Annotated in this window: 18 protein-coding genes, 1 rRNA gene and 1 pseudogene; 5 read left to right on the top strand and 15 right to left on the bottom strand. The window is 41.0% G+C overall.

Annotated features, from left to right (window positions below):
- Positions 1-96, bottom strand: a 16S ribosomal RNA gene (locus FCL54_RS16065); the annotation flags it as partial.
- Between the two features lie 621 nt (positions 97-717).
- A complete protein-coding gene (locus FCL54_RS16060; RefSeq protein ID WP_138127750.1) occupies positions 718-1,371 on the bottom strand; it encodes a TVP38/TMEM64 family protein in 654 nt (217 codons plus the stop codon).
- Positions 1,372-1,566: 195 nt separating this feature from the next.
- Between FCL54_RS16060 and fabL the strand changes: the two genes are divergently transcribed.
- Positions 1,567-2,322 (top strand): enoyl-[acyl-carrier-protein] reductase FabL, encoded by a 756-nt coding sequence (fabL, locus tag FCL54_RS16055; protein ID WP_138127749.1) that lies wholly within the window; start codon positions 1,567-1,569, stop codon positions 2,320-2,322.
- Positions 2,323-2,372: 50 nt separating this feature from the next.
- Here fabL and FCL54_RS16050 read toward each other — a convergent pair whose 3' ends face one another.
- The 3 genes from FCL54_RS16050 to FCL54_RS16040 form a co-directional block, all read right to left on the bottom strand.
- On the bottom strand, positions 2,373-3,212 hold the full coding sequence (locus FCL54_RS16050; RefSeq protein WP_138127748.1) for an alpha/beta fold hydrolase: 840 nt from the start codon (positions 3,210-3,212) through the stop codon (positions 2,373-2,375).
- 118 nt (positions 3,213-3,330) lie between these two features.
- Positions 3,331-3,660 (bottom strand): YolD-like family protein, encoded by a 330-nt coding sequence (locus FCL54_RS16045; protein ID WP_138127747.1) that lies wholly within the window; start codon positions 3,658-3,660, stop codon positions 3,331-3,333.
- Between the two features lie 16 nt (positions 3,661-3,676).
- The gene (locus tag FCL54_RS16040) at positions 3,677-4,933 is read right to left on the bottom strand and encodes a Y-family DNA polymerase (protein WP_138127746.1); all 1,257 of its coding nucleotides are present in this window, start codon (positions 4,931-4,933) and stop codon (positions 3,677-3,679) included.
- A 326-nt stretch (positions 4,934-5,259) separates the two neighbouring features.
- Here FCL54_RS16040 and FCL54_RS16035 point away from each other — a divergent pair.
- Both FCL54_RS16035 and FCL54_RS16030 read left to right on the top strand, forming a co-directional pair.
- Positions 5,260-5,823 (top strand): annotated as a pseudogene (locus tag FCL54_RS16035) (FAD-dependent oxidoreductase).
- Between the two features lie 228 nt (positions 5,824-6,051).
- A complete protein-coding gene (locus tag FCL54_RS16030; protein ID WP_138127745.1) occupies positions 6,052-6,258 on the top strand; it encodes a hypothetical protein in 207 nt (68 codons plus the stop codon).
- A 56-nt stretch (positions 6,259-6,314) separates the two neighbouring features.
- On the opposite strand, the gene FCL54_RS16025 is transcribed toward FCL54_RS16030, so the two are convergent.
- From FCL54_RS16025 to FCL54_RS15995, 7 genes are all read right to left on the bottom strand, one after another.
- A complete protein-coding gene (locus FCL54_RS16025) occupies positions 6,315-7,715 on the bottom strand; it encodes a S8 family peptidase (protein ID WP_138127744.1) in 1,401 nt (466 codons plus the stop codon).
- A gap of 108 nt (positions 7,716-7,823) precedes the next feature.
- Complete coding sequence (locus FCL54_RS16020) at positions 7,824-8,372, bottom strand: 2'-5' RNA ligase family protein (protein WP_138127743.1); 549 nt, start codon at positions 8,370-8,372, stop codon at positions 7,824-7,826.
- Positions 8,373-8,443: 71 nt separating this feature from the next.
- Positions 8,444-9,019, bottom strand: a complete 576-nt coding sequence (locus FCL54_RS16015) for a TetR/AcrR family transcriptional regulator (protein ID WP_138127742.1) — start codon at positions 9,017-9,019, stop codon at positions 8,444-8,446.
- Positions 9,019-9,732 (bottom strand): MBL fold metallo-hydrolase, encoded by a 714-nt coding sequence (locus FCL54_RS16010; protein WP_138127756.1) that lies wholly within the window; start codon positions 9,730-9,732, stop codon positions 9,019-9,021. Before FCL54_RS16010 ends, FCL54_RS16015 begins: the two co-directional genes overlap by 1 nt.
- A 197-nt stretch (positions 9,733-9,929) precedes the next feature.
- A complete protein-coding gene (locus FCL54_RS16005; protein WP_138127741.1) occupies positions 9,930-10,436 on the bottom strand; it encodes a GNAT family N-acetyltransferase in 507 nt (168 codons plus the stop codon).
- Between the two features lie 176 nt (positions 10,437-10,612).
- The gene (locus tag FCL54_RS16000; protein ID WP_171016880.1) at positions 10,613-11,107 is read right to left on the bottom strand and encodes a GNAT family N-acetyltransferase; all 495 of its coding nucleotides are present in this window, start codon (positions 11,105-11,107) and stop codon (positions 10,613-10,615) included.
- Positions 11,108-11,182: 75 nt separating this feature from the next.
- The gene (locus tag FCL54_RS15995; protein ID WP_138127739.1) at positions 11,183-12,037 is read right to left on the bottom strand and encodes a hypothetical protein; all 855 of its coding nucleotides are present in this window, start codon (positions 12,035-12,037) and stop codon (positions 11,183-11,185) included.
- Positions 12,038-12,140: 103 nt separating this feature from the next.
- Here FCL54_RS15995 and FCL54_RS15990 point away from each other — a divergent pair, with 103 nt between their 5' ends.
- Entirely contained in the window at positions 12,141-12,320 is a 180-nt protein-coding gene (locus tag FCL54_RS15990; RefSeq protein WP_138127738.1) for a small acid-soluble spore protein H, read from the top strand.
- 126 nt (positions 12,321-12,446) lie between these two features.
- Here the strand turns inward: FCL54_RS15990 and FCL54_RS15985 are convergent, their stop codons facing one another.
- On the bottom strand, positions 12,447-13,244 hold the full coding sequence (locus tag FCL54_RS15985) for an SDR family NAD(P)-dependent oxidoreductase (protein WP_138127737.1): 798 nt from the start codon (positions 13,242-13,244) through the stop codon (positions 12,447-12,449).
- 20 nt (positions 13,245-13,264) lie between these two features.
- Entirely contained in the window at positions 13,265-14,239 is a 975-nt protein-coding gene (locus FCL54_RS15980; RefSeq protein WP_138127736.1) for an MBL fold metallo-hydrolase, read from the bottom strand.
- A 468-nt stretch (positions 14,240-14,707) separates the two neighbouring features.
- Here FCL54_RS15980 and proC point away from each other — a divergent pair, with 468 nt between their 5' ends.
- Entirely contained in the window at positions 14,708-15,544 is an 837-nt protein-coding gene (proC, locus tag FCL54_RS15975; RefSeq protein WP_138127735.1) for a pyrroline-5-carboxylate reductase, read from the top strand.
- Between the two features lie 93 nt (positions 15,545-15,637).
- Here the strand turns inward: proC and FCL54_RS15970 are convergent, their stop codons facing one another.
- Positions 15,638-15,898 (bottom strand): HPr family phosphocarrier protein, encoded by a 261-nt coding sequence (locus tag FCL54_RS15970; RefSeq protein ID WP_171016879.1) that lies wholly within the window; start codon positions 15,896-15,898, stop codon positions 15,638-15,640.
- Positions 15,899-15,934: the final 36 nt, after the last annotated feature.

Genomic DNA, 15,934 nt, shown 5'->3' with positions numbered 1-15,934 from the left:
AAGATCAGGGAGCAAGCTCCCATCTCTTCGCTCGACTTGCATGTATTAGGCACGCCGCCAGCGTTCGTCCTGAGCCAGGATCAAACTCTCCGAAGAACAGGATGTTCGAGTGCCGATGTTGTGACAGGACGTCACGTTCTTAATCGGCCATCCTTAAGTTCAATCTAGCTTTAAAGCTTAATTCGCTTGGCGTTTTGTTCAGTTTTCAAAGAACTACGACGCACGGGATGTGATGGTATATAGCCAGCAATCCTTTATGCGTTCCGTCGTTTTCAGCGACAAGATCAAGTATATCATCCTATTTCGCAGAAGTCAACAACTTTTAAAGAAGTTTTTTCGCTCAGCAATAACTTCGTTGATATCGCGGCGACAAATTATATTGTATAACTTATTTTCGCAGAAGTCAATAACCTTTTTTTATTTCTTTTCTGCAATTTTTTTACTAACGGTGCTATTTCAGCGGCACAAAAACCATTGTAACAACCCACTTCTCAGAAGTCAACAATATTTTATTATAAAAACAAACAAAAGAAATGAATGGATCTTGTGACGGCATTCAATCCTTCAGCACCACACTTCGTAGAAGTTAACGGATCATCAAGCCATGGTTTTAATTTCCCCATCCCCATATCTGACAGGGAATTACTATACTATCGATAATTCGCCGGAACGTCAAGGCTTCCTGTATATTTAAATCAAGTTTCTTTTAAAATATGCTTATTCTTCTTTAAAAGACGTTCGCTCCATATTCTTCATCTTTTTTCTTACAACAAACATCAAACCAAATAACACAATAAATATGAGACAAGCAGCGATTATAGAAGTAAAGTTATTTTTTGCAAAGCTTGCTCCTAGAAAATTAAAGGCGATTGTCCCTGGCAGCATGCCTAATAAAGTAGCAAGGATATAATCCTTTAACCTAACTCTTGAAACCCCGCAGGCGTAACTCAGCAAGTCAAAATTAATAATGGGGATTATCCTTAACAATAGTACATAATAAAATCCACGTTGTTCTATCTGATGCTGAAGATGCTCGATTCCTCTTAGTTTCCGTTGCAAGATATTTCTGCCAAACTTTCTCGAAATAAAAAATGCCACCATCGCTCCTCCGAGTCCACCTACTAAAGTGTAGACTGTTCCCATCAAGGCTCCAAACGCAAGTCCTCCGGCAATGGAATAGATCGATGCCGGAAAAAACACTAACGGGCGTATAAAGAATAGACCTACATAAATTAATGGAGCATACATGCCAAACGACAGTATCCATCCTCTCATTTCTTCCGGCCTGACGTTTAATCCTTCTTTTATGATCCAAAATAGCAATATGATTCCTACTATGAATAACATCATTTTAAAGATTGACTTTTTCATTTACAAGTCACCTTTCAATACAAACGATTTGTCGATAACAAAGAGCTTACGATCAAAACTGGTTATTAAGGTACACTTATTTAAATCTTCCTTTTTCAGTTTATCCTTAAACACGACATCAAGCTGGAATGAACTGACTAGTTTCGGTATGATGATACATGTAAAACAGAAATCATTTGATTGAGGTGAAGGTTAATGTCAAACAAAGTAGCTCTTATTACAGGCGGAACCCGCGGAATCGGGAAAGCCATCGCTACTAAATTAGCATCGGAAGGTTATCATTTAGTACTTAATTTCATGCGTAAGAAAAAGGATGCTCAAGCAACCAAAGAAGAATTAGAAAGCAAATATGGCATCCGTGTACATATTGTAAAAGCTAACGTTGGAGAGATCGAACAAATCAAAGCTTTATTCGCTGAAACTGAAGAAGAGTTTGGAAGACTGGATGTGTTCATTAATAATGCCGCATCGGGCGTCCTCCGCCCTCTAATGGAAATTGAGGAAAGCCATTGGGACTGGACACAGAACATTAATGCCAAGGCATATCTGTTCGCTTCCCAGGAAGCAGCAAAGCTTATGGAAAAGGGCGGAGGCGGGTCTATTGTGGCTCTTTCCAGCCTCGGTTCGATCCGTGCTTTGCCGAATTATGTTGCAGTAGGAGTTTCGAAGGCCTCTGTAGAAGCTATCACCCGGTATCTTGCTGTAGAGCTTGCTGAAAAAGGAATTTCCGTTAATGCAGTATCCGGAGGAGCTGTTGATACAGATGCTTTAAAACATTTCCCTAATCGTGAAGAGCTGTTGGAATCCGCAAAACAACGTAATCCCGCAGGCAGAATCGTTGAACCTGTCGATCTTGCTGAAACAGTTTATTTCTTATGTACACCCGGGGCACGCATGATTCGCGGACAAACGATCATTGTAGACGGCGGTCTATCTTTACTAGCTGAATAACCTAAAATTAAGCCGCATCAAATTAAAATGTGTTCGATGCGGCTTTTACTTTAAGTATTTATAAATGAAAGAATGTTTTCCAAAACTTCATTCGGCTTTTCTTCCGGCAGCAAATGCCCTGTGTTTTCATAAACGATCAGCTTTGAGTTTGGAAGGTCCCTGTTTAGTCGTTTTCCGATTTTCAGCGGTACAACACGGTCCTCTTTTCCCCAGATCAACAAACTTGGGATCGTTATCTTCTTTAATTCCTCAGATGATAAATCTCCTTCCCGGTCTCGGATCATCCTTGTCAGGGATTTGAATATGTTGTCATCGTTAAACGGTTGGAGATAGCCCTGGATCATCTCTTCATCGATCATGTTCGGATCACTCACGCAGTTCAACAGGTTTTTTCTTACTCCTTGCTTTTCAAGCCATTTTTTTAATCCTAGCGAGAAAAATGGAAGATAAGAAGAATAAACAAGAGATAGTTTGGATCGCTCCATATAACCTGAGCTGCTAAGCAATATTAGCCTGCTTACTAAATCAGGCCTGTTTTTTGCTATGTTTAATGCAATTTGTCCGCCCATTGAATGACCGATAAGAATCGACTTTTCAATCGCCAGGTTTTCTAGCAGTTTTATTACTACCTGTGAAAGATTTTGGTACGAATGCTCAAATTTCTTTGTTTTCTGGCTCTTTCCAAACGGCGGGAGGTCAAGCGCCAGAACATTGTAACGTCTGTTAAGTAGGGGGATTAGCCGACGATAGCTAAAGGTTGAAGATAAGAAACCATGAATTAACGTAAACACAGGTTTATCGTTCGCTTCTTTGTTTTCATACCATTCATAATGAACCGAAATATTGTTTAATCTGATGGTATAAGAATTGCTTCTTTCCGCTAGGTTCATCCTTCATTCACTCCGCATTTAGACTTAATAATAATTTACCCTTTTTATGCGCTTAAAAACCTGCTTGTATTTACGATCAACCCTTCCACTCTGTTCCTTTTAAGCTGATAAATGATATTTATCCTTTTACTACGTCGGTAAGCCTTTCAAATTTGACCCGGTATACACATTCATTTTCATCCACAACACGGAGTTCCTGATTGTAGGAATCGATAAAATGAACATGACCGACAAGGGAATGCGTTTGGCCCTTATCATAATAATGAAACTCAAGGGCGTAATGAAATTCCATCGCTTCGCATACCGTTTCGTTCATCTGCTCGAGCTTTTGTTCATCCAATTCCGGCTTTTGTTTATATCTGTCTTCTTCCTGCCATTCACGCAGCTCCTTTACATGCTCCGGAAGCATCATCGCTGTCCATTTAATGTTACCGCGATCTCTGATCATTCTACCACTCCTTTCCTTATGCCTTGTGGCCTCCTAACAGCTTGCTTCGATGGCGCGACGTTCCCGCTTTAGTGAACGATACGGCACGGAGCAGTGAATCAGATCCGTACTTCTCTCTTATCGCGTCCATCGTATATCCCAGGGAACGCTGTTTTGGTTTGTGCTGATTAAAAAGATCCAGCTGAACTTCTTTATCGTCACAAATGTTTGAGAGGGCAATAGAAATTTTACGGACAACTTTTCCTTCATAAAATTTTGCAAAGAGCTCGAGACAGGTTTGATAAATGTCCATCGTTATCGAAGTAGGCTCTTCCATTGTTTTCGATCGGTAAAAGCCGCCTCCGAATTCGTCTTTGCTATAACCGATTCCAAGACTGATCGTTCTTCCGGCTTTACCTGCTTTTCGCGCTCTTCGGGCCACTTCTTCCGCCATCTCCAGAATGACATGCTTCACCTCTGTCGGATCCGGATAATCCCGCAAAAGGATCTGGCTTTTTCCGAAGCTTATTTGCCCCTGCATAATAGGAGCGCCGATTTCCGATAAGTCGATTCCCCTGGCATGATGGTAGAGCTGGTTTCCCATGATGCCAAACTTCTTCTCAAGCAGTTCAAGCGGATAGTGGGCTAAATGCCCCACCGTCCGAATCCCCATCCGATTTAATGTTCGTTCCACCCGTGAACCGATCCCCCACATTTTACTCAGTGGTGAGAGGGGCCATAGTTTTTCCGGAATGTCATCATACGTCCATTCGGCAATGCCTTTTTTCTTAGCTTCAAGATCTAAACACAGTTTAGCCATCAACATATTAGGACCGATCCCAATCGCGCAGTGAAGCCCGAATGTATCGAGCATTTCCTTTTTTATTTTTCTTGCTACCTCCCATTTATCTCCCCACAGGCGTTCTGTTCCGTCCACCTGCAAAAATGATTCATCAACACTATACGTATGGATGCATTCTTTTGGAACATAACGGTTAAACAGCTTCGTTATTTCCATCGACTGTCGCAAGTAATATCCCATCCGGGCATTTACGATATGGATTCTCGGATCATTCGGAATTTCAAAAAGCCTGCTTCCAGTCTTGATGCCAAAGTCCTTTTTTAATTTAGGGGAAGCTGCGAGAACGACACTCCCCTGTCTCTCTGTATCGCCAACAACTGCGAGGTAACACTCCAGAGGATCAAGGCCAAGCGCTACTGCTGAACAGCTTGCGTAAAAACTTTTCATATCGATACACAGGATATTTCGTTCAGGAAACGCACTGTAATCCATTTCTGACCCACCTTTTTTCATAGTAATAAGGATTTAGGAACGTTTGTTCTATTTATACCCTATATTTTATCCGAATATACGTTCGATTTTCAATAAGCATTTTTTGCCACTCAGGTAAAAAAGGACTAAACTGCTATCTAGACGGATTTTATAAGCTTGAATAAGCTTTTAAAATCAAGGAGAAAAACAAGTTGGAAGGATTTTTATTAACATAATAATATTACTGTATTCTTTAGCGGGGGCAGGCGAGTGAATTGACTGAACTTTCAATATAATTTATATTGATTTGTAGGTGTAAAAACTTAAATCAATCGGAGGTGTGCAGTATGTATGATATCGCAATTATAGGAGCGGGCCCCGCTGGAGCAAGTGCAGCAATATTTGCTGCAAAAGCAGGCAAAAAGACATTAGTGATCGATAACGGAAAAGGAATGACCCAAAGGGCATAGATAGAGAACCATTACGGGATTAGGCGAAATCGCAGGCCCGGACCTTGTCGAAGCAGGCAAGCAACAAGCACATAAATTTGGTGCAGAAATGATCGAAGGCACTGCAACCAACGTCTTTTCTGATGGGGATGGACTTACGATCGAAACAGAAAACAAGACATTCCAGGCCAAACATGTACTAGTCACAACGGGTGCGTTAACTGATCTTGCGGATACAATTGGATTAAAACTGGTACCCGGGAAAGAGCCAAGGATAAAAAAAGTAATTGAGATTGATAAAGATGGCAAAACAAATAAAGAAGGGATTTGGGCTGCTGGAACTGTAGCTGGCGTAAGTGTACATACGATCGTAACTTCCGGTAACGGGGCTGAGTCGCAATTAATATCATTAGTGAACTGAACGGCGAGCGTTACGTGGACCATGATGTATTAAAATCATAGGCTAAGACGACCGCTATAAAAAATGAAAACCGTTTTAAAGCCTCTTAACGTTATGTTGAGCGGCTTTTTTATTAGAGTTAAGAGTTAACCAGTTAATTGAAACAGTGTTTTTCCATTCGTTTCCAACATGTAACATATTTTAAAACACTATTACAACATCGGTTTGCCGGTCAAATAAAGAAAACACTTCACGATTATTTTAGAAACAGATTAAAAGGAGTGGTGAAGATGAACACACCAGTCAACTTAAAAAAGTTGGATTCTGTTAAAAAGTGTATGGACCACCTGGATATTCTAGGAGTTGATGCAAAAACAAAACAAATTGTTTATATGTATATGGAGTGTCTTTACCAGGAAGTAAAATCAAATGAATGCAATGAGTTTTTAACCACTGATATTCAGGAGAAAACAAGTAAAAGAGAAGCACATCAATAGAAGACCAGCTCAACTAATTAGAACTGGTCTTCTGCGGCAGAATTGTACATTATATATTAATTAAAGATTAACATGAGCCGTTCCAGCCATTCGCTGAACTTACCCATGGGATATTTTTGTTTATAGGAGGATTCGAGCGCCTGTACCACATCGATCAATCCATGCCCATAATAAATATCTTTTCCTTTATCACCAAGATCATCGGAAGTTTGTTTGATCAAATCCATTACTTCTCTATTGCTCAGATCCGGGTTATAAGACCTGATGAGTCCGGCTAGTGCAGCGACATGGGGAGAAGCCATGGAAGTGCCTGAAAGAGCGGCATACTGATGATCGACAAACGTGCTCGCAATATTTACCCCGGGTGCAGCAATATCAACTGTACTACCGAAGTTAGAAAATGCAGCTCTGTTTTTGTTGGCATCCACTGCAGCTACACTCAGCACTTCTTTAAATGAAGCAGGATAGCTTGGCTGGTTAGAGCTGTCATTGCCCGAGGCCGCGATTAACACCACATCTTTATTATAGGCATATCGGATTGCTTCTTTCATCACTGAAGAAGGCTGATAATTGCCAAGGCTCATGTTGATAACGTCAGCTCCGTGGTCGGTTGCCCATATAATTCCCTGCGCGATATCATAGGAAGTTCCATGCCCTTCACCACTCATGGCTTTAATCGGCATGATTTTATTATACCAGGTTATGCCTGCAACCCCTTCATTGTTGTTGATTTTAGATGCAATAATTCCGGCAACATGTGTTCCATGGCCGTTGTCATCCTCTGGTTTACTGTTTCCTTCCAGCACATTATATCCTTTCGATAATCTCCCCTGCAGATCAGGATGGTCCAGGTCGACACCCGTATCAATTACCGCGATCGTTACATCTTCAACCCCCCTTGAAATATCCCAACCTTTTTCTGTTTGGATCATAGGAAGATTATACTGATACTTTTGATAAAAAACATCGTTTGGCTGATTTTGCAATAAAATAAAATTCGGTTCTGCATAGTTTACATTTTTTTGTTTCTCAAAAAAAGAAACCAGTTCATCAGAGATCATGCTGTCCGATTTAAAGACATAAAGGTTATTATCACTTTTTTTGAGAAGCCGTCCGTTAACAGCTTTAAGCAGTCTGTCCAACTCGGCTTTTTCAGGAAGTTGATTAAACTTAACCGTTACCTGATCTTTGATATAATGGCTTTTTTCCTTGCCATTATGGTCTATATTAAGGATATTGGGACTGCTGTTTAACTTTTGAACAATATGATTGTTCGTTCTTACCGAGTCTACTCTCATTATTTTCGCGGTCATCTGTTTACGGTTCACTTCTGGACTTGAAACCTCCGGCAAAGAAGTATTCATCTGGTTTTTAGGAGAATCGTCTGTAGGACGAAGCAGAGTAACCAGGCCTATTAAAGCTACTAAAAAGATTCCTGCTAAAAACTTCATTCTCATTTGTTTGCACCTCTAACCTATGTTTTACTATTAGGTTGTTTATCGAGATGTGATTTTATGAATAAACAGGAAAATTTTTATTCCCATCCGCCAGGGAATGTTTACAGATTAGTGGAGCACAACGGAACATACCGCTGGAGCACTGACACATCTTCCATTTTTATATACAAGTTCCAACAGGGCAATTTCACTAATTTGAGCAGTAGTAGCGGAAAGATTATTTGAGCAGTAGGAGAATGCTTCCTTTAGTTGCTGTTGATTTAAACGGCTTGCAATCGTACAATGTGGAATCCATTTATCTGGTACATACAATGAACCGGGGTCATCATGAAACTGGCGGAACGCTTCATGGTGGCCAGTATGAAAAGCTCTCAACGTGTTTGTGAAGGTCGGGGAAACAAATAAAGTTCCCGTATTTAGGAAACTCCCTAATCCGTTAATAGAAAGAGGGATTTTTGCCTTCTCACTATAAAAGCGCCTTAGCAAAGAGGTGAATTCAGTTTTATTAATATTTTCATAATCCGCAATCGTAAGATGCGGCCTCATATAGTCTGTCTCTTTAAAATAACTTGTTATGCCCTGATCGCTTAACTCGTTCCACACATTCCTGATCCTTTGCTCGCTCTGTCTATCTAGAAAACCGACTACAGCATACATAGAAAATCACCATCCTGTTATTTTTCTTCGTTATGTAAATTGGCTGCCAACGATATGACAGCCAGAACAGATCACTTATTCTTTTTGCTTCCCCTTTCAATGCCATTGACATACGTTTCCAGGAGATGCTTAAAACTTACATCAACATCTAATTCCATATTGAATCCGTTCTTTAACTCTAATGAGGCAAAGCCATGAACGAGACTTCGAAGTCCGCGAACGGCGTGGATCGCGTCTTCATGCTCAAGATGAAAATCCTGTAGGACGCGAAGAAGCAAATTAACAATCCCTTCTCCGGCATGTAAGATTTCTTCATCCAGAACAGAAGCAGACGGCAAGGTTGCTTCATACAGTCCAGGATGCTCTCGAACGAACGAGACATAAGCAGTTCCTAAGGAAAAGATAGCGTTTTTTCCTGATAGGCCGATAGAAGCTTCAGCCATCGTTTCTTTCAGCCGGTTGATTCCATAAACGGCCAGTTGTTTCCGGAGATCGCTCATACCCTTGACATGATTATAAAGAGAAGGAGTTTTTATTCCTAGTGTTTTAGCAAGCGCCGCCATCGAAAGATTTTCGAAACCTTCCGTATCAATTATTTTTACCGCTGCTTCTAAAACCGTTTGCCGGTCTATCCCTTTTCTTGCCATTATACGGACACCAGGTTCTTTTCCGCTTCCTCAATCGCTTGCTCCATCCGAGACAAGGGATTAGTGAGAACAGTACCATGGCCAATTGCTAAAAGAGACGGCTTCAGATCAAGCAGCTTACGAGCACTTTCGATCGCAGTAGCCTTATCCCAAGTGCCAAGGGCCGGAAATGGAAATGTTGGTTTCATCTTCCCTGCAACAGCAATCCCTCCGCGCGTCTGAAAAGTGTCTCCTCCAATGAGCGCTCTTGTTCTTTCATCCAAAAACGCCATTGATCCAGGGGTATGGCCGGATGCCATGACTGCGGTTAGAGAACCAATTTGGTCTCCATCGGTAAGAAGAGTGTCGGCCCTCGTTTTCAGAGACTTAGGTACGCCTCCCTTAATCGGAGTTTGAGGCTCGTTAGGGTCGAGTGATTTATCGCCAGCCAGCAACCTGGCGTCCCGTTCAGAAATAAACACTTCTGCATCAGGCAAAGCTTGTTTTAAAGCATCGAGTGCGCCGACATGATCATCGTGTGCATGAGTTAATACGATTCTTGAAATCGGCTTTCCGATCTGCGAGGCTGTTTTTAAGATCCCTTTGTGGCTATAAGGTAACGCGGCATCCACCAGTGTTAATTCTTTCTCTTCTTCAACGAGATAACAATTTACAGGAAACGTTTTCGGTAAAAAAGTTAACTGATAAATATGGTCATACTGGCCCAGGCGCATATTCATCCTCCTCCATAAAACTAACGTTAATAGTATAATAACTAATTTTATTAGTTTTGTAAAGCGTTTTTTTCAGAACAGTGTATGAACAAAGGTTAATAACAGATAGTGGCTATAGTGTCCGCGCTTTTTCTGGCAGCCTTACATTTAACGTAAAAAACGCAGCACTGCAAAGCAAAGCTGCGTTTCTGTGTTGTTTACGTATTTAATCGATAATGCAAAATATATTGCGGACCGATCCTTCCTTCACGCATCGTTCCCTCGAATTGAAAACCAGCTTTTTCATAAAGTTTTTTGGCAGCGATATTTCTTTTATTAACTGCCAGGACAATTTCATCGATTCCATTAAAGTTCCGGGATACAAATTCTGGGGCCATCATCATAGCAAGCTTTCCATATCCTTTCCCCTGATTGGAAATATCTATGGAAAGTGCCCTGATCAATATTGCTTTCGGATTATCTGAAAACGATTTGATCGCTTCACCTGAATGAAGAACGAAAAAGCCAACTGGAATTTCCCCTGCCAGGATTACGATTGGATGCCGGTCAGGGTCAGTGAGGCATTTTTCAAGTGCCGCAGCCGGCATTGCTGTATACTGTTTCTGTTCCTCGGGAAGGAAAAACGCTTCCAGAGCAGCGTAATGCTCTGTTTTATAATCGCAAAGGCTAATCTGCTTCTTTTTATCTGAATTGATGATTTTCATAACTTACTCTCCTTATTTATAAAACCTTCTCCATGGTTCCATCTACCCATTCGGCATTTTCCTCAAGTTAACTTAAAGAAACTATCATAAAGGGCAACAAAGTAACCGCTCCCCGGTTCTGCAGTTTTAAAAAGCAAAACCTTTCCCCATCTCTTTTTTGCTGTTTGGATACAATGCTAACAGTTTACCTTTAACTGCTTTTCATATATATCAATTTGATTCTGATATTCATCAACAGAAGTATCGATTACAGTAAAACCATTCTTTTTCCAGAAATCGGCGCCGCTGCTGTTTCCATGTTGAACACAAAGCCTTACCCTTCCAATCTTCTGCGCAATGAACATACCTTCAAGTACACGAAGGGAATTTGTACCGACTCCTCTCTGTTGATAGCGTTTATCAATAATAAGCAATCCAATCCACGTATGTCCGTCGTGAGGATTTTTCGGCAAATAATGTATGAGACCTATATTTTCACTATCTTTTTTTACATAAAAATAGTTAGCCCCTAGATTAAGGTTCTGCTCTGTGTTTTCCTTTAAATCTTCTTCTGTTATTGTGGTTCTTCCCAACACCCCCCTGTTAAAGTCAGGGTTTGAATTCATCAGTTGCAGCAGATTTCTAACGTTCCTATTATCCAAAGGTTCATCGATTGGTTCTAATTCAAACACTGGCATTTCCCTCCGCTTCTATAAACGAGGACCCATCTTTAACACAGTTAATATTCTTTTTCTTGCTCTTGATCCTTATTGTTGCAGTGCTTTGATCCCGTTCTTGGCTGAGATATAACCGACCACGTTATTCCGGTTAATAAGAAACAGGGTCACACGGCTTTCCTCACTCTGATTTTTCGTTGTCAGTTCTTGAGGCGTAACCGGAAAAATATATTCCAGCTTTGTAACGTTAGAGGGAATATCTAACCCTGCTGGTTTCCCTGTATGTTCCCAATCTTCTTTTGTCATCGTATGTTCTGTTGCTCCTAAAAAATGATATTCATAACCTCGAAGCCATTCGATCTCCTGTAGGAAACGTTCTCCTAAAACTTGCTTGTCTATAAGTTGCTGCATTTCAAAATCTCCGGTACCCTGGATATCAATAACCGTTCCGTTCTTCGAAGTTCCTTTAATTCCTGTAAAGTCGCCTATCTTATAATAAATACGCTTTTCAGGTATGTATTCAGCTTCAATCCAGTCGTTTCCTTCTTTAAGGAAAATATTTGTAATATATGGATTTTCTACAAGTCCATAACTCAGGGAAACCGTCTTTTCGTCGTCTGGATTATCGGATTTATGGACAAGCAGCCGGTTTTCAGCGGTCATCAGATTGGCATTTCCATACATATCCCATCCAAATCCGCCATCTGCCCGAATCCAGCCTTCCTCTTTACTGCCTTTCAGGAATCCCGAACCGATCGCTGTTCCGTCTGCGTTTTCAGGTTTCACGGTATAGATTAAGATAGCCCCTTCTTTAACTGGCACAAGCACGTGACTGCCATTATATCCTTTTATACTGCTTAACGTTTCATCGAGCGGCCGGGGATTTTCACAGGAAACCAAAAGAAAAATGAGACCAAAAAATAAGAATAGATATTGTTTTTTCAAATTTCCTCCTCCTCATTTTCTATTCAAAAGAACGAAACTAATAAAGAATACACCGTTTATAAACAGGTTAGATTATAACAGACCGATGAAAGGAGGTTGCCACATGAACAGACAGCGCGCCAAACAGATTGCCAGCTCACCTGTTATGGCCAATGTGACCTATAACGGAACGCCGATTTATATACAGCACGTAAACGAAGCATCTGACACTGCAAGAATCTATCCACTTGGCCAGCCTGAAAATGAGCAAGAAGTAAATTTAGACAGCTTACTTGAGCAATAACACTACCAGAATTTTCCCTTTTCTCACGCACTTTAAGTATAACAAACAACCCTTCTTTAAAAGTTATAAACTTCTAAAAAGAGCAATATTAAAAGCCTGCCGCTACGATTAGCAACAGGCTTCCTGTTATTTCATTTCAAAAAAGCGACCTCCTATTTTTTCTACAACGCCCGGAGCCGCCTGATAAATCTTACTTCCCAGGTTCATGAAACGCGGCAGGTTGACTTCGCGCTTTTTCCGGAGAATCCCTTTTATAATTTCCTGTGATACTTTTTCCGGAGTGAGCATGAACTTCTCTACGTTTTTTACATAACTTCCCGACTCATCCGCGATATTAAAAAAGTTTGTTCGAATAGGGCCTGGATTAACGGTCATGACATGCACACCAGTCTTTAACAGTTCCATTCTAAGACTATTGGAGAAACCTAAAACAGCGTGTTTAGAAGCAGAGTAACCTGAAGATTTAGGTGTACCGATTTTCCCTGCCTGTGATGCAATGTTTATGATTTGCCCTGAGCCGTTTTTCACCATCTCTGGCAGGACTAATTTTGTACAGTTCATCAATCCAAGGACATTGACCTGGAACATCGCTTCAATATCTTCCATATCTGCCTCAATAAAATGATCAAACTTACCAAATCCTGCATTGTTAATAAGGATATCTACTCCTTTTACCTTTGTAAAAATCTCCTTGAAAACAACTTCGATCTGCGTTGGTTCACTTACATCCAGTGTATACAAATATGGTTCCAAACAATCCTGGTTCATGATTTCCGTTTTAATCTTTTCTAGTTTTTCTGTAGATCTTGCCAGCAGGATAACCCGGGCTCCAGAAGCTGCCATGTCCTTTGCAAGCCGCTCCCCAATGCCGCTTGATGCCCCTGTGATCACAACGTTTTTATTTTTAAAATTTTTTGACGGCATTTGAGCTTTCACCTTTCTTTTTAAACAGATTGAAAATAAGTAACCTTCCCTCGTGTAACTGCTTTGATCCGATCAATAGATAACAAATAATCCAGGTGGCCAATTGTTTCAGAAAGGGTTAGTCCAAATTGCTTTTCGTAGACCTTTGGAAACAGCTTTTGGCAAACCTCAAATGCAGTCATAGGCCTTTCGTTTATCATTTCATAAACTATAAAAGAACGTTCTTCCTGGCTCTTCAGCCTGGAATGGATCAGTGCTTCCGTATTAAAAATAGGATCGCCATGCCCGGTATATACGATAGATAGGTCTAATTCCAGGCTCCTTTTCCATGAATCCCGCTGCTGCAAAAGGGGTTTCTCCCGATTGCTCTCTCCTGGATAAGGAGCTTCAATCAACGGGTTCGACGAAATGTGCTTGATCAGATGGTCCCCCGCGATCATCGTCTTTTCTTTTTCATGATAGAGCGAAATATGGCTCTCGGCATGTCCGGGTGTCTCGATTATTTTCCATCCCTCGTTACCCGGAAGCACATCACCTTCTTTCACAATCATATCCAAACTATTCTCTTCGGCAAACGCCAAATAACTGCGCACATCTTTGGTATGTTTAAAAAATACAGGGTCTACTCCCGATTGTTTATATAGATCAAGGAAAAATGTCTCGTGATGCTGTAAAAACGCTTCATCTTTATTGATCCACGGCTGATTTTTCCAGTGACCGATAAGCTGCGTCTTCTCGTTTGAGAGAGTGTTGATCAACCCGACATGGTCAGGGTGATGATGGGTCAATAAGATCTGATCAATATTATCTATAGAAAGTCCGGCCTCTTTTATTTGCCTGGCAATCGACTCTTTCGCTTCCTTTGTTTTTGCTCCGGCATCAACCAGGGTAACAGAATCACCGACAAGTAAATAACAGTTCACCGGACCTACCGCAAAAGGAGTCGGCACTGTCAAAGGGATAATATGTTTTGTTCGTTCTGATGTATTTTTCAATTGTAAACTCCCACCTTATAATTGTTCCATCCATTTCCATTCTAGCGATTTACTCTCTAAATGTCATTTAAGTGACTCAACAATAAATGTAGTTTATCAAAAATATTCACTAGAGAGAATATTTTTAATGGTGACCCCTTACTTATTTTTAAAAAATTCTAAAAAATAATTGACAATCTGGTGTAATCCTGTGCATAATAATAAAACTAATAACCAACACGGCAGTGAATGGGACCAGTAGATTGCATTACTTGCAAAAGAGAGCGGAATTCACCGGCTGAAAAATTCTGCAGCAAGAAAGCTTTTGAACCTGCCCTGGAGCCAGTCGGGGAAACTCGACCGCACCCGCGATATAGGACATTGAGAACATCTTCATGATGTTAAAAAAAGGTGGTACCACGGACCGCGCCCTTCCGTCCTTTTATAGGATAGAGGGCGTTTTTTATATTCTATTTAGGAGGGGTAACCGTGTTATTAACTGAAACCATTCTTTTTGTAGGAGCAGGATCAATGGCTGAAGCGATCATCGAAGGACTGCTGGCAAAGGAAATGATTCCAGCAGAAAAAATCCACATTATGAACCGCTCAAATGAAGAAAGGCTTAAAGATCTTCACCACCGCTTTGGAGTAAAGATTGTTGAAGAGAAAGAAGCCATTGTTGATCAATCGACAATTATTGTTCTGGCCATGAAGCCAAAAGATGTGGAAGAAGGCGTTGAAGGCATTAAGCCCTATCTTACAAGAAACAAGTTATTCATTTCAGTCTTAGCCGGCATATCCACAGGACTGCTTGAAGAACTGCTCGGAGACCATCCCGTCATTCGGGCATTGCCCAACACATCAGCGGCAGTCGGCCACTCTGCAACAGCCCTGTCTTCCGGAAAATTCGCAAACTATGAACAGTTGATGAAGACACGTGTAATGTTTGAATCTATCGGGACAGTTGTTTGCGTGGAAGAAAAACATATTGATGCGGTAACCGGTTTATCAGGGAGCGGACCTGCTTACTTTTATTACATGGTGGAATGCATGGAGCAAGCAGCGGCAGAGGCTGGTCTTGATAAGACAATCGCCAGGGAACTAATCTTACAGACAATTACAGGAGCCGCGGTTATGCTAAAAGAGACAGACGAATCAGCTTCAGTCTTGCGGGAAAAAGTAACGAGCCCTGGAGGAACGACACAGGCAGGCCTGAAAGTCTTAGAGACTTTTAATTACCAAGAAGCAATCCGTGAATGTGTTTTAACGGCAAGCAAACGAGCCTCCGAAATCGGAAACATGTATTTACACCGGATCAAATCATAAGCAGAAAAGAGTGATCGATATGGAACTACCGCCCGACCCGTTTTTCAGATGACAAAGAGGAGATTTCCCAAAATTAAAGGAAATCCCCTCTTTCTATTCTAAAGCCCCAAATTTTTCAAGGAGCGTTTCTATTCCGTTAATCGCCTGTTCACAATCCCTTCCTGTAGCATGGATAGATATTATTCCCCTGTATCCAACTAATCCTCCTACACTTAATAAGCTTTTTGCATTTACTCTTTTCTTGTCCATTTCAAGTACAATGTAACTTTCGTATAAGTTAGCTGTCTCCACCAGCGCCATTAAAAAAGCACGATTAACCTTTTTTGTTAACGACCATTTAAGCTTGCAATCCACTTCAATCCCCTCCATAACAACGCTTTGAACGCACAA

The sequence above is a fragment of the Exobacillus caeni genome, assembly GCF_005747095.1.
Lineage (GTDB): Bacteria > Bacillota > Bacilli > Bacillales > Guptibacillaceae > Exobacillus > Exobacillus caeni.
Note: the sequence above shows the minus strand (reverse complement) of the source record. Positions and strands in the feature narration are given on the sequence as shown.

What these genes read in the sequence shown, in the direction of transcription:
- FCL54_RS16060 (WP_138127750.1), bottom strand. Translation starts at nt 1,371, where the DNA reads ATGAAAAAGTCAATCTTTAAAATGATGTTATTCATAGTAGGAATCATA.
- fabL (WP_138127749.1), top strand. Translation starts at nt 1,567, where the DNA reads ATGTCAAACAAAGTAGCTCTTATTACAGGCGGAACCCGCGGAATCGGG.
- FCL54_RS16050 (WP_138127748.1), bottom strand. Translation starts at nt 3,212, where the DNA reads ATGAACCTAGCGGAAAGAAGCAATTCTTATACCATCAGATTAAACAAT.
- FCL54_RS16045 (WP_138127747.1), bottom strand. Translation starts at nt 3,660, where the DNA reads ATGATCAGAGATCGCGGTAACATTAAATGGACAGCGATGATGCTTCCG.
- FCL54_RS16040 (WP_138127746.1), bottom strand. Translation starts at nt 4,933, where the DNA reads ATGGATTACAGTGCGTTTCCTGAACGAAATATCCTGTGTATCGATATG.
- FCL54_RS16030 (WP_138127745.1), top strand. Translation starts at nt 6,052, where the DNA reads ATGAACACACCAGTCAACTTAAAAAAGTTGGATTCTGTTAAAAAGTGT.
- FCL54_RS16025 (WP_138127744.1), bottom strand. Translation starts at nt 7,715, where the DNA reads ATGAGAATGAAGTTTTTAGCAGGAATCTTTTTAGTAGCTTTAATAGGC.
- FCL54_RS16020 (WP_138127743.1), bottom strand. Translation starts at nt 8,372, where the DNA reads ATGTATGCTGTAGTCGGTTTTCTAGATAGACAGAGCGAGCAAAGGATC.
- FCL54_RS16015 (WP_138127742.1), bottom strand. Translation starts at nt 9,019, where the DNA reads ATGGCAAGAAAAGGGATAGACCGGCAAACGGTTTTAGAAGCAGCGGTA.
- FCL54_RS16010 (WP_138127756.1), bottom strand. Translation starts at nt 9,732, where the DNA reads ATGCGCCTGGGCCAGTATGACCATATTTATCAGTTAACTTTTTTACCG.
- FCL54_RS16005 (WP_138127741.1), bottom strand. Translation starts at nt 10,436, where the DNA reads ATGAAAATCATCAATTCAGATAAAAAGAAGCAGATTAGCCTTTGCGAT.
- FCL54_RS15990 (WP_138127738.1), top strand. Translation starts at nt 12,141, where the DNA reads ATGAACAGACAGCGCGCCAAACAGATTGCCAGCTCACCTGTTATGGCC.
- FCL54_RS15985 (WP_138127737.1), bottom strand. Translation starts at nt 13,244, where the DNA reads ATGCCGTCAAAAAATTTTAAAAATAAAAACGTTGTGATCACAGGGGCA.